Below are 23407 nucleotides of genomic sequence, written 5' to 3'. Positions count from 1 at the left end.
GCTATTTTTCTCCTTTAGATTGTTTTATCAATTCAATAAATTCGTCGAAAAGGAATTCGGTGTCGGTAGGCCCGCTAGAGGCTTCGGGATGGAACTGAGTAGAAAAGAAGGGTTTGGTTTTATGACGGATGCCTTCGTTCGTATTATCATTAATATTAATAAACAGGGGCTCCCATTCATCGCTTAAAGAATCGGTATCGAGCACAAACCCGTGATTCTGACTGGTAATATAACAGGTTCCAGTACCGGCTTTAATCACGGGATGATTGTGTGCCCTGTGACCATATTTCAACTTATATGTAGTCCCCCCGGCAGCGGTTCCAAGCAACTGATTTCCCAAACATATTCCAAAAATAGGCTTATCCCCTTTCAACGCTTTGCGAATGTTACTGATGGTCACTTCACACATTTGAGGATCTCCAGGACCATTGGCCAACATGATACCATCAAAATCATCATTATTGAAGTCATAGTCCCAAGGCACTAAAGTAACTGTAGTATCTCTCTTCAGAAGGCAACGAATAATATTATATTTCCCGCCTGTATCAACCAGAACAATTTTATATTTTCCATTGCCATAAGTTACTTTTTCCCGGGTGCTCACCCTAGCCACCAAATTATCTTTATTAGGGTCATAAAAATCAATCTTCTCATCGTCTGTTTCAATCTTCCCCAGCATGGTTCCCTTTTCCCTCAAAATTTTAGTCAAAGCCCTGGTATCAATGCCAAAGATGCCAGGCACCTTATGAGCTTTCAACCAGTCGCCAAGGCTTTCCTGGGCATTCCAGTGGCTGTATTCAACGGAATAATCTGAAATCACGAAGCCTGACACATGAATTTTATCCGACTCATAGAATTTCAGGATATCATTTTCCATTTCATTTCCGGGGACTCCATAATTTCCAACCAAAGGATAAGTTGAAACCAGAATTTGACCTTCGTAGGAAGGATCTGTCAAACTCTCAGGATAACCGGTCATGGCTGTATTAAAGACCACCTCTCCGGCCACAGACTTATGATATCCAAAAGATTTCCCTTTGAAAACCGTCCCATCCTCTAACACCAGCTTAATAGATTTAAAATCAGGCATACTAAAGAAATTAAAATAACTATGCTCATTTTTCGTAAAAAATGCATTTACCGAGAATGGTAAATGCATTTTTTATCCTGGAGCCACTATCGATAGGCAAAAGTATGAAAATTTTTGCACGAACGATACAACAACGACAATATTTTTGAATATTTATAATAAAAACAGTGTTTTTGGAATAAATATTCACTATTCTTCTCTACTTTTAAGCGGGACATATTCCAATCTTGAAGAAACGGATTTATAGGCCGGACGAATGATTCGTCTGGAGGAGCAGGTCACCTCTTCAATGCGATGAGCACACCATCCGGCGATTCGGGCTACCGCAAAAATAGGGGTATAAATTTCTTCGGGTATTTGCAGGCTCTGGTATACAAAACCGGAATAAAAATCGACATTGGCACAAACCACTTTGGCATTAGACCCCTTAAATTTATAAAAGACTTCAGGCGCCAACCTCTCAATAAGTGCATACAGGTTGAATTCTGCCAATTTTCCTTTTTCTTTAGCCAGTTCTTCCGCTTTTTCTTTCAACAGCACGGCGCGAGGATCGGAAAGGGTATAGATGGCATGTCCGATGCCATATATTTTTCCGGTACCGTCATTGGCTTGTTTCTTTAGGATTTTTTCCAGATATGCAGCGACTTCCTTTTCATCTTCCCAGTTTTTAACATTCGCCTTAATATTATTCATCATGTCAATCACCTTCAGATTAGCTCCCCCGTGCAAGCCTCCTTTTAAAGATCCCAATGCTGCAGCGATTGCCGAATATGTATCGGTTTGTGCAGAGCTCACCACTCGAGTGGTAAAGGAAGAATTATTTCCACCCCCATGCTCAGCATGCAACACCAATGAAAGATCCAGAAGATCGGCTTCAAGTTTTGTATATTTTTTCCCTTTCAACATGTAAAGGAAATTTTCGGCAGCACTCAACTCTGGCTGGGGGTGACGAATAATCAACGATTTTCGCTGATAGGAGTGCCGCATTCCGTAATAGGCATAAGCTACAATCACCGGAAATTTAGCGATCAAACTGATGGCTTGCTTAAGAAGGTTTTCGGGCTCATAATTTTCGGCCTCATCATCGGCGGTATACAATCCCAGCACGGAACGGGCCAACATATTCATAACACATCGACCACGCAATGACAAGATCATATTTTTTGAAAAAAACTCAGGAAGTTCTCTTTCCTTGGCAAGCATCTCTGAGAAATCTTTCAACTGAGAAGGATTGGGTAATTTACCCGAAAGCAACAAATAAGCGGCCTCTTCAAATCCATGCCTTTCGTCCTTCTGAAATCCACGACATAGGTCTTTCAACTCAATACCCCTGTAATAAAGTTCCCCATGGGCTGGAATAATTTTTCCGTTTTCATCCTTATTGTAACCTACCACATCTCCAATATTGGTCAATCCGACCAATACACCGGAAAAATCTGCATTTCGCAGCCCCCTTTTGACATTGTACTTCACATATAACTCCTTATCAATCTCACACGACTGAACGGCAGATTTTGCTAACTCTTTCAAAAAGGCCATACTCTATATTTTTTGGTTATTAAGTAATTAGTTTTTTAATCGCTGAGTCTATCCGGTCAAATGAAAAACCATTCAATACCGCATCCATTTTAGCTTTAATTCTGTCATTACAGAGATTACCGATACTTCCTTCGTGGGTGTGCTCCACTCGGGTCGTATCCGGATTAAAGTGTCCGGCCTCAATTTCCAGCCCCACCTGTTTATAAGCTTCTCTAAAAGGGAGCCCCTGCAAAACACGCCGGTTCACCTCTTCCACACTAAAGGCATATTTATACATCTCATGATTCATGATATTGCGGTTGACCTCCATTTTTTCCACCGCCAGAATTGTTAAGTCCAAACAATTAATTAATTCATCAAACGAAGGAATAAAAGCTTCCTTTAATAATTGAAAATCTCTAAAATAGCCGGATGGAAGATTGGTTGTTATCCCTGCCATTTCCTGAGGCAGATTAGTGAGCTTGTTACATCTGGCTCTTAACAACTCAAAAACATCCGGATTCTTCTTGTGCGGCATAATACTGGATCCGGTTGTAAATTCAACCGGCAGCTTAATAAAACCGAAATTCTGGCTCATATACAAACATGCATCCATCGCGAGCCGCGACAAGGTAGCTGCAATTGAGGATAAGGCCATAGCGACTGACCGTTCCATTTTTCCGCGCCCCATTTGAGCATATACCACATTATAATTTAGGTCATCAAAACCCAGCAAATGAGTTGTCAGAGAACGATCAAGCGGGAACGAATTTCCATACCCTGCTGCAGACCCCAGCGGATTCTGATTAACAATCTTCCATGCCGCCTGCAACATCCACAAATCATCGGACAGGCTTTCGGCATAAGCCCCAAACCACAATCCAAAGGACGAAGGCATAGCAACCTGCAGATGTGTATACCCTGGCAAAAGATCATCTTTATGTTGTTCACTTCTCTGTTGAAGCGATTCAAACAAAACCTCCACCTTCCGTACAATCTCCATTATTTTGTGTCGGGCAAAAAGCTTCAGGTCAAGTAAAACCTGATCATTGCGAGACCGTCCGCTATGAACCTTTTTACCAATATCTCCAAGCTTATTGGTAAGTTCAAACTCTACCTGAGAATGAATATCTTCAACGCCTTCATCAATTTTAAACTGCCCCACAGCAGCCTTACGATACATTTCTTTAAGTGCCGGCAACAAAGCATTTAAGTCTTCCACCGAAAGCAACCCCACTTTTTCGAGCATGGTAGCATGTGCGATGGTACCAATAATGTCAAATGGGGCAAGATAAATATCAAGTTCCCGGTCTTTACCAATGGTAAAGGTTTCAATTTTTTTATCTGTTGTCACGCCTTTATCCCAAAGCTTCATAAAAAACGATTTATAATTTCCTTAAAGGACTGTCAAGTTAACACAAAAAACAATGAACCATTCCTCCGGAATGATCGCAAAAAACAACTATGCCATTCTCAGAAAGAGAAGCAATAGTAAAAATACCCTCCGTACTTTGTCTGGACTTTGGATTAAAACCGGGAAGGTTAAAATTCCCTCCACCAGTTTATGAAAAAAAAAGGATTTCGTCAGGAGTTTCATCCTATCAAAGATGAAACGAGTGTTTAGCTAAAATTCCTATATTAAGCTCAAAAATTCAACATACCTCCCCAAAGGTGGGAGAAAACGACTGTCTCGCAGACAAGTGAATAATATTCACAAAAAATTCAAAATACTTATTTACAATTTCTAATTAATATTGACTTTTTTCGCCCAATTCATCACAAAAATACATCAATAATTTTAAATTTCCATTTCTCAGCATCATTTTCCGCGACCAATGCGACCTATTTAAAATCAATTCAAACAGGATAAATATTCAAACCATTCAATAGTTTAAAATAAATCTCAACCCCCTCAATGATTTCTGAAATATGGACATATTCATTGGGGGTATGGGATCGAGCCGAATCTCCGGGTCCAATTTTAACGGTAGTAAAGGGCATCCGGGCCTGATCCGACGTTGTCGGTGACCCAAACTTATGGAGTCCCAATTCCTCACCCTTTCTGACAAACGGATGATCATTAGGGATGGAAGAGCTGTTCAGCCTAAAAGAACGGGCTTTTAATTCGCAATCCACATTTTTGCAAATCAAATCAAACAATTCCCTGTTTTTGTAATGCTCATTCACCCTCACATCAACCATAAAGCGACAAACATCCGGCACCACATTGTGCTGAGTGCCGGCTTCAAGCCCCGTCACCGTCATTTTAACCGGCCCCAGAAAATCCGACACCTTAGGAAATTGGTAGTTTCTGAACCATTGAATCACAGGAAGCGCTTCATAAATAGCATTGATCCCCTCATTGCGAGCAGCATGCCCACTTTTACCCCGCACTAAACCGTCAATCACCATCAATCCTTTTTCAGCCACAGCCATCTGCATTTGAGTAGGTTCACCTACAATTCCCAAATCAATGGGCCCCAACTCTCCCAACACAGATGCTACACCGCCATCACCCGATATTTCCTCCTCTGCCGTAGCGGAAAATATAAAATTACAGCGTTGTTCTGTTTCTTCCAGCATGCGAAAAACTGCCAGCATAGCAACAACCGACGCTCCTGCATCATTACTGCCCAGACCAATGATCTTTCCTTCCGTTTCGCAAGGTGTAAAAGGATCGGTATCCCATCCGGAAGAGGGGCGAACGGTATCCAAATGGGAGTTGAGCAAAACAACGGGCAATTGATCCGAAAAATTCTTCGACCGAATCCAAATATTATTTCCTTTACGCTGATAATACTTTAAACCGGATTCCTTCAAAAAATCTTCCACCATCGAGGCCACCTCACCCTCTTCCCGACTAAAAGAGGGGACTGAAATCATTTTCTCCAAAAGACTTATTGACTCGGCAATATATGGATGAACGGACATAGGTATGTTTTCACTTGATTAAAATTGACTTACAATAATGAAGATAGGACGGATCTCAAACACCTTCATCAGATTGAAATTCCAGGAAACCAAAGACAGCACTAATAGAATTAGAAAAAAAAGATAACAAACCATTTTATGGCACTCGTTCTATTTCATCATACCCAGAATTCGCCAGCACCGGATTATTACCAACTACAAACCGGCTAATCTCCCAAAGTTGTTCCTCTTCCCGGAATGGTTAGCCCTTCAATGTTGGTAATAACCACTTCTTGCACCCCGTTTTTCATAGAATCAAAGCCATTTTCCAATTTAGGAATCATCCCATCGGCTATAATTCCTTCATCCCGATACATTTGAAACAATGGTCGATTTAGAAATGGAATAACAGAACCATCATCATCAGGATCAATCAGGACTCCCGGTTTCTCAAAACAGTATATCAGTTTGATATTAAAGACATCAGACAGCCCCACAGCCAGAGCAGAAGCGATGGTATCAGCATTAGTATTAAGCATTTGCCCCTCACCGTCATGCGTCAATGGTGCCACCACAGGAACGATTCCCTGACGAATCAAAGCGGCCAAGGTGCCGACATTAACCTCATCCACATCACCCACAAAGCCGTAGTCAACATCCTTCACTTCCCGTTTGTGGGCCTTCACCAGATTCATGTCAGCCCCGGTAAGTCCCAATGCGTTAATTTTTCTAGCCTGAAGTGCCGACACAACCTTTTTATTGATTAAGCCACCATACACCATGGTAACCACTTCCAACATCTCAGCCCCAGTTATACGGCGCCCATCCACCATTTGTGTTTCAATGCCTAATCGTTCTGACATATTGGTCGCCGACCGGCCGCCCCCATGAACGAGAAGCTTCGCACCAGAAAGCATACTGAAATCATCCAAAAAAGTCGCCAGGGTATTATCTTCTTCCAGAATCTTACCCCCTACTTTTACAATCGTTAATTGTTGATCCATAATCAAAAAAAGAGTGTCTTAAAATCAGAGAGTCTCCAGAATTCGTTTTATCACTGTTTGTGCCGACACCACCCTGTTGGCGGCTTCCTGAACAACGATAGAATCGGGACCATCCAACACCCCGTCGCTTACGATCATATTTCGGCGTACGGGCAGACAATGCATAAATTTGGCATTATTGGTAAGTGCCATTTTTCGTTCATCAACGGTCCAGTTGCGGTCAGTAGACAACACTTTCCCATAATCGGAAAAACTTGCCCAGCTTTTGGCATATATAAAATCAGCACCTTCAAAAGCCTTGTCCTGATCGTATTCAATCTGCACTCCCTCCATAAATTCGGGCGCCAGCTCATACCCTTTGGGATGGGTTACGGTAAGATCCACATCGGCCATTTTCATCCATTCCACGAAAGAATTTGGCACCGCCTGAGGGAGTGCTCTGGGGTGTGGCGCCCAGGTTAACACCACCTTAGGCCGCTTTACTTTTTTATGCTCTTCTATTGTTATTAAATCGGCAAATGCCTGCAACGGGTGGCGTGTTGCCGACTCCATACTAATAACCGGACGTCCCGAGTATTCGATAAATTGATTCAACAATCTCTCGCTATAATCTTCTTCCTTGTTTTCGAACTTAGCAAAAGAACGAACCCCTATAATATCGCAATATTGTCCAATCACAGGGACCGCTTCACGTATGTGCTCCGGCTTATCACCATCCATCACCACACCATATTCGGTTTCCAGCTTCCAACTCTCTTTATTAATGTCTAAAACAATTACATTCATGCCCAAATTTAAAGCCGCTTTCTGAGTGCTCAACCGGGTACGAAGGCTGGAATTAAAAAATATCAAAGCAGCAGTCCTGTTTTTTCCCAAATGTTGAAATGACAATGGATTCTTTTTCACCTCTGCTGCTTCCTGCAACGCTTTTGAAATATCTCCCAGATCCCCGGGGGTTAAAAATCTTCTCATATTAGAATCGTTTCTTAATACCTTAATTAAAATCTACAATACATTTTTCATGGTCTGACCACCCCATCACTTTCGACAATCCACTTGTAACTTGTAAGTTCCTTCAGTCCCATTGGGCCTCTTGCATGCAACTTCTGAGTGCTGATCCCTATTTCTGCACCCATCCCAAATTGTGCACCGTCGGTAAAGGCAGTAGAAGTATTGCAATAAACAGCTGCGGCATCCACCTCGGTAAAAAATCTTTCCACAACTTTTTGATCCTCTGCAATAATTGCCTCACTATGTTTAGAGCTGTACCTTCCCACATGAGCCACTGCTTCATCAAAATCTTTTACCGTCTTTATTGCCATTCGCAACGACAAAAATTCTGTCCCAAACGAATCCTGATTTGCTTTTTGAAGAAGCTCCGATGGATAATGTCCTTCCAAATGAATTAGCGCTTCTTCATCGGCCTCTATCACAACTTTTTTCATGGCTAAGGCAGCCACCAATTCCGGCAAATCTTTTAATCTAGACCGATGGAGCAATAGGCAGTCGAGGGCATTACAAACGGAAGGTCTACGGGTTTTTGCATTAAAAACGATACGTTTTCCCTTTTGTAAATCCCCGGAAGCATCGAAATAGGTATGAACAATACCTGCCCCTGTTTCAATGACCGGGATCTTTGCCCCTTCACGAACGGAAGCAATCAATCCTTGCGATCCTCTTGGAATAAGCATATCCACATACCCGACGGCATTCATCAGTTCTCGCGCTGCCTCCCTATCCGGGGGCAATAGTTGAACCACATCATATGATATTGCATGAGCCGCCAGACATTCTCGAATGATTCTTACCGCCGCCATATTGGAATGCCAAGCATCCTGTCCCCCTTTTAATACCGACACATTGCCTGATTTAAAACAAAGCGAAAACACATCAAATGTAACATTGGGCCGAGCCTCATAGATAACCCCCACCACTCCAATAGGAACACTCACCTTTCGTATTCGAAGACCGGAAGGGACGGAACGTTGTTCCAACAATTCACCAATCGGAGAATCCATTTTAGCTACAGAGCGCATATCCTCAGCGATGGCCTCAATTCGTTGCGGGGTCAACATTAACCGATCATATCTGGGATCGGACTCGTCCATCCTCTCCAGATCTTTATTGTTAGCGCTCAATATCAACGCACTTCGGGCAACCATATCATCGGCCAAATCAAGCAATACGCTCTTAATAAGAGCATCACTTAAACGCACCATTGTTTTGGTCGCCTCTGCCGCCTTTTTAAATTGTTCCAGATTGGTCATTTCAAAGCTTTTAAGAACTAGTTACACAACTCATAAACAATACTTTCTTTGCTCAAGTCACATTGGGGTAGATAAATAAATAATCGTAATGTACCAAAGGTTTATATTTTTGATCTTTCATATGTCTAATCGCGACGAAACGATCGTATTGCGCCCTTCCAATTCCAATTAGCAGCCCCTCTTCATCCTTGATTCGCAAAAGATCTCCTTTTTTAAACTCATCTTTCAAAGAGACCACGCCAGCCAATAAAAGACTTGTGGCTTTTGGTCCGATAAGCGCATCTCTTGCACCCCGATTTATGACAACCTCTGCTTTGGCAAACCCATCGGCATAAGCCATCCACTTTTTGATGGCCGGTCGTCTACCGTTTGGCACAAACCAGGTATGAGGAACTTTTTCTGCATCATTGACCAGATCCACAATAATATTATCTCGTGTTCCATTGGCGATATGAACCGCAATGCCGGATGCCGCTGTTTTTTGGGCAATTCTGCATTTTGTCAACATCCCTCCACGACCAAAGTCACTCTTCGTGTGCAAAATATAGTCTTCCGGACTATCTCTTCCCTCCCTGATTTCGCGCACAAGTTGGGAACCTGCTTCACCAGGAACCCCCGAATAGATTCCATCGACATTACTCAGAATAAACAAAGCATCGGTATCCATCATGGATGAGACCAATCCAGCCAGTTCATCATTATCGGTAAACATCAGTGCTGTAACCGAAACGGCATCATTCTCATTGACAATAGGAACAATATCATTTTCCCTCAACACGGAAAAACAATTCTTCATATTCAAATAATGTTCCCGAGTACTGAAGTCCTGCTTAGTAACCAACACTTGTGCACTGGTAATCCCCTGTTTTTCGAATAAATTCGAATAAATATTAACCAGTTTCACCTGACCGATTGAGGACAACAATTGTCTTTGCGAGACCGGATCTTTAAAAAACCCATTTTTGATGGCATCTCTTCCGGCAGCAACGGCCCCTGAAGAAACCAATATAACACTAATGCCCTGTTTATGCAACCATCCTATCTGCTTGGAAAGATGATCTATTCTTTGAACATCCAATGACCCATCCTCCCGGGCCAGAACATTAGAACCAACTTTTATTGTGATGGATTTATAATTCAAATTATTCTTTTTCACTTCTTTTTTGTAGCATTTTCAATTTTCTCAAAGGAGGCAATCACCCCTTTTATCAATGCAGAACTAAACCCCTGATGTTCCATTTCATTCAAGCCGGAGATGGTAATTCCTCTGGGGGTTGTTACTTTATCAATTTCAGCCTCAGGATGCGTCTGTCCCCTAATAATTAGCTCAGAAGCTCCCTTAACCGTCTGAGAGGCAATTTTAAGTGCAAGCTCGGAACCAAATCCTATTTCCACTCCCCCCTGGGTAGCAGCACGAATAAATCTTAATGCATAGGCAATACCACATGCTGCCAGCACCGTCGCGGATGACATCAACTCTTCCGGAATAAACTGAACTTCTCCGACGGTTTCAAACAACTCCTGAACCACCTTATTCTCCGCTTCCGTCGAATGAAAAGAAGAAATACAGGTCATTGACTGACCTATTGATATGGCTGTATTTGGCATTACCCTAAATATGCTTTTGCGTCCCTGACACATGTCAGATATCTGTTGGGAATCCACTCCTGCTGCTAATGAAACCAATAAAGCCGAATCATCCATGTAGGGTAACACTTCGCTGATCACCTCTTGTAGCTGAAACGGTTTCACAGCCAGGATGACCATCTCGGCATTTTTCACAGCGTCCACATTATCTGACTGAATTTTAATGCCATCTGATTCAAGATTCTTAATGAGATGTATTCTTCGCCGGGTCACGACCAGTTCTCCCCTAAAAGGTGTTTCAGCCTTCACCAGCCCTTTAGCTATCGCAGCGCCCAGGTTGCCACCTCCAATAATTGCAATTTTTTTAATCATCAACTTGCGGGTTTTTGTCTTTCGTAAATTGGGATTCATCAATTTTGATATGTCCCCAGTTTTCTCCACGTTTTATGCGGTGCAACTGAATCTCACTGATGCCAAACTGCCTGGCAATAATTTTCAATTTTGTCTTTCGGTTGGGATCAGTAATTTTCTTTTTCAGCAACATAACCTGGGTATCGGTAAGCTTTCCCCCTTCACATCGTCGGGATGCTTTAAGTTTTTTCCGTCCGTCGACCACGCTAGGGTTTTTTTGTTGGTGCTTGAACATTTCCTTTTTATCGGCCCAGGCTAAATTTTCCACATAATTATTGCATTTATTAAAATCGAGATGAATGACATATTTCTGCATCTCCGATTTCTTTTTAAGAAACAGCTCCGCCACCAGTTTGTGAATGTACAAAGTCCGTGATCGCCCAAAAGGTCTCAGGGGCAATGTCTTGTAACCTTTAATAACACCTCCCTTCACCAGCTGTGCATCACTTCTATCATCGGCACTAAAACTAACTACACGTCCATAATTCGAAATCGCATAACGTTTTCGTAATGCTCCTTTTTGAAAAGGAATCTCTTTCCATTCTTCATTCCAGTACGAATTAATCATAACGAAAGGGTTTACGGTGCCAAAAGCCGCCTAAGAGCCGTCAGGAAAACCGTAGCCTGACGAATGGTCAGGGGTAAGGGCGGCAGAAGTCGGATGATGTTGGTGGACGATACTCCGGTAAAAATATGCGCTTCTTTCAGTAGCCTTTGACGAAGCTCTTTGACGGGTGTGTCGAATTCCAGACCAATCATCAGGCCCCTTCCTCTTACATCTTTTATACCGTCGATTTTCCGAAGCTCTGACAACAAAAAGTTTCCGGTTTCGGCAGCATTATCAATCAGGTTTTCTGACTCTATCACCTCCAGGACTGCCAGTCCGGCGGCACAGGCCAGGTAATTGCCACCAAAGGTAGATCCCAACATACCATGCTTGGCTTCAATATCGGACTTAATTAATACGCCTCCCATTGGAAAACCATTGGCCATTCCTTTGGCGGTTGTTACTATATCTGGTTCGATGTTAGCTTCTTGAAACGCAAAAAAATGTCCACTTCGCCCATATCCCGACTGAATCTCATCCAGAATTAGTTTGCATCCTGATCTATTGCACAACTTTTGAAGATCTTCCAGGAACGAAATTTCCGGCACATTTATACCCCCAATCCCCTGGATTCCTTCAATAATCACCGCACACACATCCCCTTTATTCAATTCTTTACTGACTGCATCAAGATCATTTAACGGTAAAAAAACAACATCCATTCCCTGATTCAATGGTGAACGGATGGCATCATTATCGGTCACCCCCACCGCTGCTGAAGTCCGTCCGTGAAATGCCTTAGAGAATGCAATGACGCGACTCCTCCCGGTTACGAAAGAGGCTAACTTCAACGCATTTTCGTTGGCCTCTGCCCCGCTGTTGCAAAGGAAAAGCCGGTATTGGTCCAATCCGGATATTTTCCCCAACTTTTCAGCAAGTTCTTTTTGCAACGGATTAATCACAGAATTGGAATAAAAACCAATACGGCTCAGTTGTTGCCCTATCCGCCGGATATAATGAGGATGAGAATGACCTATTGAAATCACAGCATGGCCACCATATAAATCGAGATACTCGGTCTCGTCCTCGCCGGTAATATAACAACCGTTACCAGAAACGGGATTTACATCCATTAGCGGATAAACGTCAAACAACTCCATGAAACTTAGTTTTAATAACCGTTATAAAAAAGCCATTGCTCAAATCCAAAGATCTGACAAACAGCTCACAATCACTATTTAAAATTGGCTTGGGATTGTCGCTGCAGTTCACTGAATGCAGCGACAACAGGCCGGAAGAAACGTGGGATTAAAAAAAAAAAAAATGAACACCTAAATTTAAACCGTAAAAACAACCCTCTATCTATCTCAAAAAGCCACTGGCTTCAATTGTAATCCTTCCGACTCATCCAAACCAAACATTAAATTCATATTTTGAACAGCCTGACCGGATGCCCCTTTGGTAAGATTATCGATAACACTTACCATATGAAGCTTGCTGCCATGTTTTTTAATATGTAACAAACATTTATTTGTATTCACCACCTGTTTCACATCAACAGGCTTTTTGGAAATGGTAACAAATGGATGCGTACTGTAAAACCTCTGATAAAGATCCATGGCCTCAGCTTCCTCCAATTTACAATCGAGATAAACCGACGCCAGTATTCCCCGTGTAAAATTCCCGCGCAGCGGAACAAAGTTAAAGGCTTTATCAAAGCCCGGCATTAGTTCCCTCATGGTTTCATTCATTTCACTCAGGTGCTGATGCCCAAATGCCTTATAAACCGACACATTCCCATTTCTCCAACTAAAATGGGTTGTTGCCGACGGCGCCTGCCCGGCACCCGTTGATCCGGTGATGGCATGAACATGAATTTCATCAAGCAAATGACTGGCAGCCAAGGGGAGAAGTGCCAACTGAATAGAAGTGGCAAAACAGCCCGGATTGGCAAGATATCGACATCCACGTATTTTCGGTCGGTTTACCTCTGGCAACCCATAAATAAATTCATTATTGTCACGGTTGAGTCTGAAATCGTTACTGAGATCTATCACTTTCAGATGATTCGGCAACCGATGTTCTTCCATAAATAAGGCCGATTTTCCATGCCCCATACAGAGAAATATAACATCCACCGTTTCAAAATTCATTTGATCAGTAAACGTCAGTTCACATTCACCAACCAAATCGGCATGTACGTCCGACACATCATTCCCGGCATTACTGCTACTGTGAATCCATACTATATCTGCCGACGGATGCCTCAATAATATTCTTATGAGCTCGCCGGCAGTGTAACCGGCACCACCTACAATACCTGCCTTTATCATTCTTTAAAAAATTTGGATCGTTAATTTTCAGATTAAATTACTTTCCGGTCTGTCTGTTTCCGAAACCACTTCATTCATCAATCGGGGGTACCGGTTTCCACATCAAAACCATTGACCTTATTGAATATTTTCAGATAATTACTCATTAGCTTTGTGAACCCTTTCACATCGTTTCCATCCCACTCTTTGTTCACCTCGCCGTAATCTCCAAAACCACTAACCATCAAATCATGAGGCGACCGAATGCCGACGGTTTCAAAGCGATAGGGATACAGTTTTAGGATAACTTCCCCGGTCACATTTTTTTGTGAATGTTCCAGAAATACTTCGATATCTCTCATCACGGGTTCCAGATATTGCGCCTCATGCAACAACATGCCGTACCAGTTTCCCAATTGCTCTTTCCAATACAACTGCCATTTGGTCAAAGTATGTTTCTCCAGCAAATGATGCGCTTTTATGATCATCAGGGGAGCTGCCGCCTCAAATCCCACACGTCCCTTAATTCCGATAATGGTATCCCCGACATGGATATCCCTGCCAATGGCATAATCAGAGCCAATGGCTTCCACTTTTCTAATGGCATCTACCGGATTGGCAAAGGTCTCTCCATTCACAGCTTTCAACTCACCTTTTTCAAACTTAAGAACCAGTTCTTCGCTTTCCTGCTTTTTCAGAGGCTTGGGATAAGCTTCTTCGGGTAAACCCTGATCGGTTGTGAGGGTTTCTTTTCCGCCAATACTGGTTCCCCACAAGCCTTGATTGATTGAATAAGCCAACTTAGCCCAGTCTTTTTTGATACCCCGTTTGCTAAGATATTCGATCTCCTCATCACGAGAAAGGGTAAGATCCCGGATGGGGGTTAATATTTCTACTTCCGGTGCAAGAATTTGAAAGGTAAGATCGAAACGAATCTGATCATTTCCGGCCCCGGTGCTTCCATGAGCAATATATTTTGCTCCGATTTTTCGGGCATAGTTAACAATGGCCATTGCCTGGAAAATACGCTCCGAAGAGACCGATAACGGATAAGTATTATTTTTAAGTACATTCCCGTAAACCATGTAACGAATACAATTCCTGTAATAGAGATCAGTTACATCCAATGTTACGTGATCGGCCACCCCCAGTTGTCGGGCGCCCGCTTCAATGGCGCTAAGTTCCTCTTCCCGAAAACCACCGGTATTAGCGATAGCCGAATATACATCCAACCCTTTTTCCTCTTTCAGGTATTTAACGCAAAACGATGTATCCAGGCCACCGCTAAAAGCCAACACTACTTTTTCATTCATCAGTATAAAATTAATTTAAGTTATTAGTCTGATGGAACTCGCTTGACCTAGTTTATTCACAGTCTTGTGGTGACAAACTTAAGTTGATCATGCTCGTTTCATTTGTATACATTTCAGTTAGGTCATCGGCCGAATGAAGCAGGCATGCAACAATTTAACATATTCATCACAATTCTTGCCAAGCTCGCATCATTGGTCTAAAGTTTATTTCAAATATTAATTTAAAGCAACCCAATTCCGGGGAAATGGGTAGAAATTATTTTTCTACCGATAAATTTCCGCCATTAGTTGTTCCAATCCTGCACCTGCATTCCAATTTCTGCCCACGCAGATCCATCAGGCAAACAATGCAGCAAACAGACTCTTCAACAAATTTCGCTTACCCTTTTTCTTATTGATATGGTTCGATTTCAAGAAAACAAACTGTTTAAATCTGAGCCATCGGCCATAAACACTCAGGCGCTTGGGTGCTAAAGGTTCGGGCTTGGCATCTTTGGCCGGATCGAAAAGCATTCCCGTACAAAGGCAATGTTTTCGGTTTGTCCGCATCAGAATATCGTAATTAACACAACTTTGACACCCTTTCCAGAACTCCTCATCATCCGTTAATTCAGAAAAGGTCACCGGCTTATATCCCAACTCAGAATTAATCTTCATAACCGCCAACCCGGTTGTCAGTCCAAAGATTTTAGCGTTGGGATATCTTTTTCTAGAAAGCTCAAAGGCCTTTCTTTTAATTCTTTTGGCCAGCCCCTGTCCTCGGTATTTCTCTTCCACGATCAATCCCGAGTTGGCAACAAACTTCTCATGGCCCCACGACTCAATGTAGCAAAACCCTGCAAATTCACTTCCATCCAATGCAATAATGGCTTTTCCTTCAACCATTTTTTTTTGGATATAGTCCGGATTTCTACGGGCAATTCCGGTTCCCCTGATTTTGGCCGCTTTTTCTATTGTAGCCAAAATGGTATCAACATATGACAAATGCTTCTCCGAAGCAATATGTATTTCTATTTTATTATTCTTTTTTATTATCTGTGACATCAATTGACAATTAGTTTTTAAACGCTCGAAGGGACAAAAATCCCCAACACAATAACTCTCAGCTCCCTCCCCAACAAAATATCACTAATTCACAACAGGGGCATCTGAGAGTTCCCTCCAGAATAACTTACAGCTGATTTTCTACAACAACTTTCGCTTTATGCCTGGCATAAAGGCCGACAAAGCATTTAATACGTCGGGCCGTGACACACTTTCTTTACAAATCAGCAAAATAGTATCATCTCCGGCAATGGTCCCAATAATTTCGAAAGGGTCCTGACTATCGATAACCGAGGCAATACTATTGGCAAAACCGGGCCGGGTTTTCAAAATGGCCATATTCCCTGAAAACTCAATGGATTCCAACCCACTAACGGGAAAAACATCGCTATTACCATCCTCTCCTTTTTGGTCATCCTCTTCCGGCAGCACGTAAACGTACCCACCCTCAACATCCGGCTTCTTAGCCACTTTAAGAGCCTTTAAATCACGCGAAAGAGTAGCTTGCGTTGTGGTAAAACCTTTTGCTTCCAACAGGTTCAACAACTCTTCCTGACTTCCTACTTTATGTTCTAAGATCAATTGTTTGATCAGATTTAATCGTTGCGTTTTTATTTTCATATCATAAAATGAACCTTCTGTAATCTTAATATGAAGAACCCCAGAATAAATATTCAATACAAATGCAAAATTATTCATTTTATATAAATATCCAAAATTCATTCATCTTTTTGTATTTTTATTTTACCCCTCCAAATCGACTGCCACCAAGAATTACTCGAAACTCCAACAACATCTCCCCTTTCAAGATTTTTAATAAATATTCAAAATATATGCAAAAAACAATCGCCCGCTATGGTGATTATTAAAGAATAATGTACCTTTGTATCCCGAAGAACAGGTAAACCATATCTTTCCTGAACAAGAAATTATCAACCAACAAAGCAAACGAGGCGAATTTTGCCGCAACAGCAACACCAACAAAGGAAGGCGATGTGAATTCTCCCGACTTGTACCAATTACAGAGGAAAGATCAGTGAACCAACAAATTAAACAGCACTTACTCGAATGGAAAGAGCATTCCTATAGCAATTGTTTCTATTGATCCCAATTCCACGGGAAAAAGAGAACAGATAAATGTTCGTCATACGAGTTGCATTAGACCAATAAATTAGGCAAATCTTATACTAATGAAAAAGGACATAAAAAAAGCGGTTATCCTGGGTTCGGGAGCCTTAAAAATTGGCGAAGCAGGTGAATTTGACTATTCCGGATCACAAGCACTAAAAGCACTAAAAGAAGAAGGAATAGAAACCATTCTTATCAATCCCAATATTGCTACCGTTCAAACTTCGGAAAAGATTGCCAACAAAATATATTTTCTTCCTGTCACACCGTATTTCGTGGAGCAGGTAATAAAGAAAGAAAAACCGGACGGTATATTATTGGCTTTTGGCGGCCAAACAGCCCTCAACTGCGGCATTCAACTATACGAACAAGGGATTCTCAAAAAGTACGATGTCGAGGTATTGGGAACCCCCATTCAAGCCATCATCGATACGGAAGATCGAGAGATCTTCGCCGGCAAGCTGGCTGAGATTAACGTCAAAACACCCAAAAGCGTTGCGGTGAATTCGGTTCAGGATGCGGTAAAAGCCGCCAACAAGATGGGATACCCCATCATCATACGAGCTGCATATACGCTCGGGGGAATGGGAAGCGGCTTTTGTTCGAATGAGGAAGAGCTCATTAAACGGGCCGACAATGCACTCTCCTATTCCAACCAAATTTTGGTGGAAGAATCTCTGAAAGGATGGAAAGAGGTGGAATACGAAGTCGTACGTGACAGCTACAACAACTGCATCACGGTATGTAACATGGAAAACTTCGACCCTCTTGGCATTCATACCGGCGAAAGCATTGTAGTAGCCCCCTCGCAAACGCTAAGCAATGCGGAATACCACAAACTGCGAGAACTGGCCATCAAAATTATTCGACACATCGGCGTTGTAGGAGAATGTAACGTTCAATATGCCTTGGATCCCAATTCTGAAGATTACAGGGTCATTGAAGTAAATGCCCGCCTTTCGCGTTCCAGCGCGCTGGCCTCCAAAGCCACCGGCTACCCGTTGGCCTTTGTTGCGGCCAAACTGGGACTGGGATACGGACTTTTTGAGTTGAAGAACTCCGTCACCAAAACAACACCGGCATTTTTTGAACCGGCATTGGACTATATTGTCTGCAAAATCCCCAGATGGGATTTGAATAAATTCACCGGAGTTTCCAAACAGATCGGATCCAGCATGAAAAGTGTGGGCGAAATCATGGCCATCGGCCGCACCTTTGAGGAGGCCATCCAAAAGGGCCTTCGAATGGTGGGGCAAGGCATGCATGGTTTTGTGGCCAACCATCCGCTGAAAGACATAGATCTGGAAACCGAACTGGCAGCCCCCACTGATCAGCGCATCTTTGCCATCTCTGAAGTGCTCCAAAAAGGAACTACCGTCGAAGAGATTCATCATCTCACCAAAATTGACAAATGGTTTCTGGATAAGCTCAAAAACATCACCGATTTAAAGAAAGAACTATCGGCCTGTAAATCCATCGAATCAATCCCGGATGAGCTTCTAATCAAAGCCAAACAATTGGGGTATTCCGACTTCCAAATTGCACGGGTGGTGCTGAACCCCGAAGATGATAAGATGGAAGAACATCTGCTCAAAGTTAGGAAACACAGAAAACAGAGAAACATTCTCCCGGTGGTGAAACAAATAGACACCATGGCCGGAGAATTCCCCGCACAGATCAATTACCTCTATTTAACCTATAACGGGGAGTATCATGACATCTCTTTCGAGCAGGATGAAAAATCGGTCATCGTGCTGGGGTCGGGGGCCTACCGGATTGGGTCCAGTGTAGAATTTGACTGGTGCAGTGTTAATGCCATCGACACCATCAACCAGCAAAAGTACCGTTCGATCATGATCAACTACAATCCGGAAACGGTAAGTACCGACTACGATGTTTGCGACCGTCTCTTTTTCGATGAATTAACACTGGAACGCATACTCGACGTTTGTGATCTGGAAAAGCCTAAAGGTGTTATTGTATCGGTGGGAGGACAAATTCCCAACAACTTGGCCATGCGGCTGCACAAGAACGATGTCCCCATATTAGGGACCGCCCCGGAAGACATCGACCGCGCCGAAAACCGCAAAAAATTCTCGTCTCTTCTCGACAGCTTAAAAATAGATCAACCTCGCTGGAGTGAACTCACCACCATCGAAGATATATACAAATTCATCGAAGAGGTGGGGTATCCGGTACTGGTTCGTCCTTCTTATGTATTGTCCGGTGCCGCCATGAATGTGGTTTCAAACGAAGAAGAGCTCGGCCATTTCCTCCAACTGGCGGCAAATGTTTCCAAACAATATCCCGTGGTGGTATCGGAATTCATAGAACAAGCCAAAGAAATTGAAATCGATGCAGTGGCCAAAAATGGGGAAATGATTGCTTATGCTATTTCTGAGCACATCGAGTTTGCCGGAGTCCATTCGGGCGATGCAACCATCGTTTTTCCCCCACAAAAACTCTATATCGAAACCATCCGACGGGTCAAACGCATTGCCCGCCAAATAGCCGCAGCTCTGAACATCTCCGGTCCTTTCAACATGCAGCTGCTGGCCAAGGACAATGACATTAAAGTCATTGAGTGTAACCTGAGAGCATCACGCAGTTTCCCCTTTGTCTCAAAAGTCTTGAAAATAAACTTAATTGACATTGCCACCAGAGTGATGCTGGGCCTTCCGGTGGATCGCCCGGCCAGAAACATCTTTGAACTCGATTACGTGGGCATAAAAGCACCGCAATTTTCGTTTGCCCGCCTGCTCAATGCCGACCCTGTTCTTGGCGTGGATATGGCATCTACCGGCGAAGTGGGATGCATCGGCGACAATTACTATGATGCCGTTCTACAAGCCATGCTGGCCGTGGGCTACCAAATTCCTAAAAAGAACATTCTTATTTCCTCCGGGCCGGTAAGAAGCAAAGTAGAGTTATTGCAAAGCGCCAGACTTCTGGTCGAAAAAGGTTTTAATATCTTTGCCACCACGGGGACCCATAAATTTTTCAAAGAAAATGGGGTTGCATCCACCCTGCTTCACTGGCCCGACCAACCGGATATGAAGCCCAACACCCTGGACTACATCCGTGAAAAGAAAATCGATCTGGTCGTTAACATTCCTAAAAACCTGACTAAAGGGGAACTTAAAAACGGTTATCGGATTCGTCGCGGAGCGGTGGATTTCAACATTCCTTTGATTACAAATGCCAGACTTGCCAGCGCATTTATTTATGCTTTCTGCAAGAAGGACATCAGCGATATTCCGATTAAAAGCTGGGATGAGTACCGTTAACATTAAAGGGGGGCTTGTAAATCGTTGTAAGCTCGGATTCAGGGCTTCAACAACAGGCCTCTGGTTCTGCCCATCAGACCTTTTCAGGAATAGGTTCAATTGTGAATAAATTTCAGAAGTCGGGATTAAAATTCCGACTTTTTTGCTTCATTGATCCCCAATGGCCATAAACGTTGCTTTTTCCCAAATCTTCAACGACCAAGAATAGTGACCCTTAGAAACCTAAAAGAAATTCTATTACGACGTTCTAATGAAATAATGGGGACAAAAGTACTACACCGGCAGAAGGGGATTTTAGGTCAAGAGGCCATTGGGTGGTTAATCCGACAGGCTGTTAGGCCATGAGATTGAGGGGATTGAAGGGATTGGGGAGCTAAATAGACGAATGACTAACCCCTAACTTTAAATTCCATTGCAACAACGATTTAACCCAAAAAATGCATTAGAAAATCTATTACGAATAAAATGGGAAGAGACACAACTCAATGAACACCCCCGACCAAACAAACACTGTAGATTGCATGCGCCTTGCTTCATTGATTTTTATTGATGTTTCAAATCCCCAAGGGATTGAGAACTGCCCTTTTTGAAACCCTTTTCGGTTACCTCAAGATGTTTAAATTTTTTTAAGTTGTGCTGCTCCAACATTCGTTTTCCACAAGCATTTGGGCAACCATCAATCACCAAAATATCTTTGGCTCTTAAATCTTTCAATGGACTTTTGAAATGTGGCTTTGCTGACCCCGGATTTCCTTAACAGCTCATCCACAGGGCTTCCTTCTTCATCCGCTTTTAATAGCCAAGAAATCTGTGGTGTGAATCTTTTTCCTTTTATAAATACAGCTTAATAGTATAACCTATTCTTCTTTTTTAAATTGTCCTGTTTTGGGGAAAGCTTACAGGCACGCTTCTCCTTTTATGCCACACAACGGTTTGTGTATGTGTAGTGCGGGATTAAAAGTGATGAACTCTCAAATACGCACGTAGCCAATTCGTTTATTCAATATTTCAAATTTTCCTTCAATCGTCAAAGACGAATTGGCGGTGTTGCAACAACGAGCCGCAGCTACTAAAACCGCTAAAACCCGCATTACATATGACACTTTGTTATAGCCCGTTATTCATTATATTTGTCAATCAATCTCTGAGTTATTCGAAATAAATTATTTTTCCCAAACTCTTCAATTCTTAAATACAAATTACCAGAATCTTTATTCTTGGATATAGTTTGTATCTGGTAAATTTCAATCGAAGGTACATCTTTAAAATATCTGTCAAGACTTATTAATTCTTTAAAATGTGGTAAAACATATCTAAGTAAATTGTCTAAATCATGGGTGACTTTACTTGGCTTTTCGTAGAAAAATTTCAAAGCAATAGAAGAATTTTTAGGTAAAAGCCTTCCATTTTTACTTTTCCATTCCTTAATGGCTGTTTTTATTTCCTCTTTAAACGATTTACTTTCGCCCTCAGAGACTGGCACACTACCTAAATCCATATTGTACCAACCTTCCAATGCAGATACGCGTCCAATCTTATTAGGAGAAAATCTAAGCTTTGAAAATTCTATCTTATTATCTTCTGGTTCTGTGATTAGATATAAAACACTATTAGCAAATAAATCTGAATTTGACTTTAAAAATATTTGATTGTTTTGTTCGATATAAATTTGTCGATTGAACTCATTATAATCTATTTTTTCTCCGTCAACTTCAATATTAACTCCTCTCAAATGTTCTACTTCTTTATATTCCGAAAAATTTGAATTCTCGTTGTTATAACCATTTCTATCAAAATCTGATTTATTTTTAAGTTCTTTAAATCTACCAAACTGCAAGTCACTAGCAAGCTGTAAATTAAAGACAAAGTCTCTAAATGGTATTATGATAATTGTTATTTCTTGTTTCTCATTATTATTAACCTTCCAATAATGCGATGATAACGCCTTAATTTGTGAATCATCTTTTAATAATAAAAAATCTCTTTTCGTTTTTACATCATTCAATGGTTTTTGAATTAAGTCAATATAATGTTTAAGAAGTGACTGAACTGCTGGCGCATTTCTCTGATTCACCTTAAAAATAAACTCAGCGGCTACATTACCTCTAAAACATCTTTTTTTATCATGTATTATTTTTTCAAGAATATAATTCTGGAATCGCAGATTTTCAATTTTACTTTTACTTCTTTTTGTTTGAAATTGTTCAACTTGATAAGTAATAAATATGGAATTTCTGGAAAACCTTTTCCAGTACTCGTACTTTTGACCTTCGAATGTTTCTAAAAACTCTTTTCTGCTACTCACTCTCTTAGTTCTTTAATGGGCTATAACGGTTTAGCTATGCGTAGTGCGGGATTAAAAAGCACTTCACTGTCCGCCTACCGATATATTTGTTAATATTCATTCACTTCCAATTTAGCACCAAAACCCGCATTATGTATAGGTTTTGTTGAACTAAATCCCTATGGGATAGCCCATATCAAAAATAGCATAAATCCTTTTAGTCACAAATCGTAATAGCTGTATTATTCACTTTAAAACAATACAGTTATGAGAAAAAAATCAGTCTTAACGATTGTTGGGCAGGCAATGGTACGAATCCCGGAATTTAAAGATGGCTATCCCTCTTCCTAATGCCCCACCGCTTTCGTCGAACTTGTGCCGGAATATCCAACTGGTGAAGGAACAGTTGCCGACGAATACTCGTCCGACTGAGCAACTCCTCGAATCAACATGAACGCTCATTCTTCAAAAAAATATTTATAAACCGGAATAACCCTTTTTTGTACAATTCGCCCGGACCGGCACAATTAGACCGTAACAGCCAATTACCCATACAGATTTTATGCATAACCTTATACCAAAGGTTGGGATAACCTTATACCGGAGGTTGGGATAACCTTATACCAAAGGTTGGGATAACCTTATACCAGAGGTTGGGATAACCTTATACCAGGGGTTGGGATAACCTTATACCAAAGGTTGGGA

18 protein-coding genes are annotated in these 23407 nt (G+C 41.9%); 1 reads left to right on the top strand and 17 read right to left on the bottom strand.

Annotated features, from left to right (window positions below; genetic code table 11):
• Nucleotide 1: 1 nt before the first annotated feature.
• From carA to argR, 15 genes are all read right to left on the bottom strand, one after another.
• The gene (gene carA, locus ACT29H_RS09740; RefSeq protein ID WP_444821434.1) at nt 2-1090 is read right to left on the bottom strand and encodes a glutamine-hydrolyzing carbamoyl-phosphate synthase small subunit; all 1089 of its coding nucleotides are present in this window, start codon (nt 1088-1090) and stop codon (nt 2-4) included.
• A gap of 189 nt (nt 1091-1279) precedes the next feature.
• Entirely contained in the window at nt 1280-2629 is a 1350-nt protein-coding gene (locus tag ACT29H_RS09735) for a citrate/2-methylcitrate synthase (RefSeq protein WP_444821433.1), read from the bottom strand.
• Between the two features lie 19 nt (nt 2630-2648).
• Nucleotides 2649-3983 carry an argininosuccinate lyase gene (gene argH / locus ACT29H_RS09730; protein ID WP_444821432.1) on the bottom strand — a complete coding sequence of 445 codons (1335 nt, stop codon included), beginning with the start codon at nt 3981-3983 and terminating at the stop codon, nt 2649-2651.
• Between the two features lie 482 nt (nt 3984-4465).
• On the bottom strand, nt 4466-5491 hold the full coding sequence (locus ACT29H_RS09725; protein WP_444821431.1) for a M20 family metallo-hydrolase: 1026 nt from the start codon (nt 5489-5491) through the stop codon (nt 4466-4468).
• A 254-nt stretch (nt 5492-5745) separates the two neighbouring features.
• Nucleotides 5746-6522 carry an acetylglutamate kinase gene (gene argB / locus ACT29H_RS09720; RefSeq protein ID WP_444821430.1) on the bottom strand — a complete coding sequence of 259 codons (777 nt, stop codon included), beginning with the start codon at nt 6520-6522 and terminating at the stop codon, nt 5746-5748.
• Nucleotides 6523-6546: 24 nt separating this feature from the next.
• A complete protein-coding gene (locus ACT29H_RS09715) occupies nt 6547-7494 on the bottom strand; it encodes an N-acetylornithine carbamoyltransferase (protein WP_444821429.1) in 948 nt (315 codons plus the stop codon).
• 47 nt (nt 7495-7541) lie between these two features.
• The gene (locus ACT29H_RS09710) at nt 7542-8789 is read right to left on the bottom strand and encodes a glutamate-5-semialdehyde dehydrogenase (protein ID WP_444821428.1); all 1248 of its coding nucleotides are present in this window, start codon (nt 8787-8789) and stop codon (nt 7542-7544) included.
• 52 nt (nt 8790-8841) lie between these two features.
• The gene (proB, locus tag ACT29H_RS09705) at nt 8842-9945 is read right to left on the bottom strand and encodes a glutamate 5-kinase (protein WP_444821427.1); all 1104 of its coding nucleotides are present in this window, start codon (nt 9943-9945) and stop codon (nt 8842-8844) included.
• Complete coding sequence (gene proC / locus ACT29H_RS09700; RefSeq protein ID WP_444821426.1) at nt 9942-10748, bottom strand: pyrroline-5-carboxylate reductase; 807 nt, start codon at nt 10746-10748, stop codon at nt 9942-9944. Before proC ends, proB begins: the two co-directional genes overlap by 4 nt.
• Nucleotides 10741-11355, bottom strand: a complete 615-nt coding sequence (locus tag ACT29H_RS09695; RefSeq protein WP_444821425.1) for an NUMOD4 domain-containing protein — start codon at nt 11353-11355, stop codon at nt 10741-10743. Before ACT29H_RS09695 ends, proC begins: the two co-directional genes overlap by 8 nt.
• Nucleotides 11356-11366: 11 nt before the next feature.
• Nucleotides 11367-12494 (bottom strand): aspartate aminotransferase family protein, encoded by a 1128-nt coding sequence (locus tag ACT29H_RS09690; protein ID WP_444821424.1) that lies wholly within the window; start codon nt 12492-12494, stop codon nt 11367-11369.
• 207 nt (nt 12495-12701) lie between these two features.
• On the bottom strand, nt 12702-13667 hold the full coding sequence (argC, locus tag ACT29H_RS09685; protein WP_444821423.1) for an N-acetyl-gamma-glutamyl-phosphate reductase: 966 nt from the start codon (nt 13665-13667) through the stop codon (nt 12702-12704).
• Nucleotides 13668-13744: 77 nt separating this feature from the next.
• Entirely contained in the window at nt 13745-14959 is a 1215-nt protein-coding gene (locus ACT29H_RS09680) for an argininosuccinate synthase (RefSeq protein ID WP_444821422.1), read from the bottom strand.
• 336 nt (nt 14960-15295) lie between these two features.
• The gene (locus ACT29H_RS09675) at nt 15296-16003 is read right to left on the bottom strand and encodes a GNAT family N-acetyltransferase (protein ID WP_444821421.1); all 708 of its coding nucleotides are present in this window, start codon (nt 16001-16003) and stop codon (nt 15296-15298) included.
• A gap of 141 nt (nt 16004-16144) precedes the next feature.
• Nucleotides 16145-16702 carry an arginine repressor gene (gene argR / locus ACT29H_RS09670; protein WP_444821420.1) on the bottom strand — a complete coding sequence of 186 codons (558 nt, stop codon included), beginning with the start codon at nt 16700-16702 and terminating at the stop codon, nt 16145-16147.
• Between the two features lie 491 nt (nt 16703-17193).
• Between argR and carB the strand changes: the two genes are divergently transcribed.
• Nucleotides 17194-20418 (top strand): carbamoyl-phosphate synthase (glutamine-hydrolyzing) large subunit, encoded by a 3225-nt coding sequence (gene carB, locus ACT29H_RS09665; protein ID WP_444821419.1) that lies wholly within the window; start codon nt 17194-17196, stop codon nt 20416-20418.
• Between the two features lie 543 nt (nt 20419-20961).
• Here carB and ACT29H_RS09660 read toward each other — a convergent pair.
• Together ACT29H_RS09660 and ACT29H_RS09655 are read right to left on the bottom strand one after the other, a co-directional pair.
• Entirely contained in the window at nt 20962-21132 is a 171-nt protein-coding gene (locus ACT29H_RS09660) for a putative zinc-binding protein (RefSeq protein WP_444821418.1), read from the bottom strand.
• Nucleotides 21133-21535: 403 nt separating this feature from the next.
• Entirely contained in the window at nt 21536-22723 is a 1188-nt protein-coding gene (locus tag ACT29H_RS09655; protein WP_444821417.1) for a hypothetical protein, read from the bottom strand.
• Nucleotides 22724-23407: the final 684 nt, after the last annotated feature.

Source organism: Thermophagus sp. OGC60D27 (genome assembly GCF_052400625.1).
In the GTDB taxonomy this organism is placed as follows: Bacteria; Bacteroidota; Bacteroidia; order Bacteroidales; family Marinilabiliaceae; genus Thermophagus.
The sequence above is the reverse complement of the archived record's forward strand: the minus strand, read 5'-3'. Positions and strand labels throughout refer to the sequence as shown.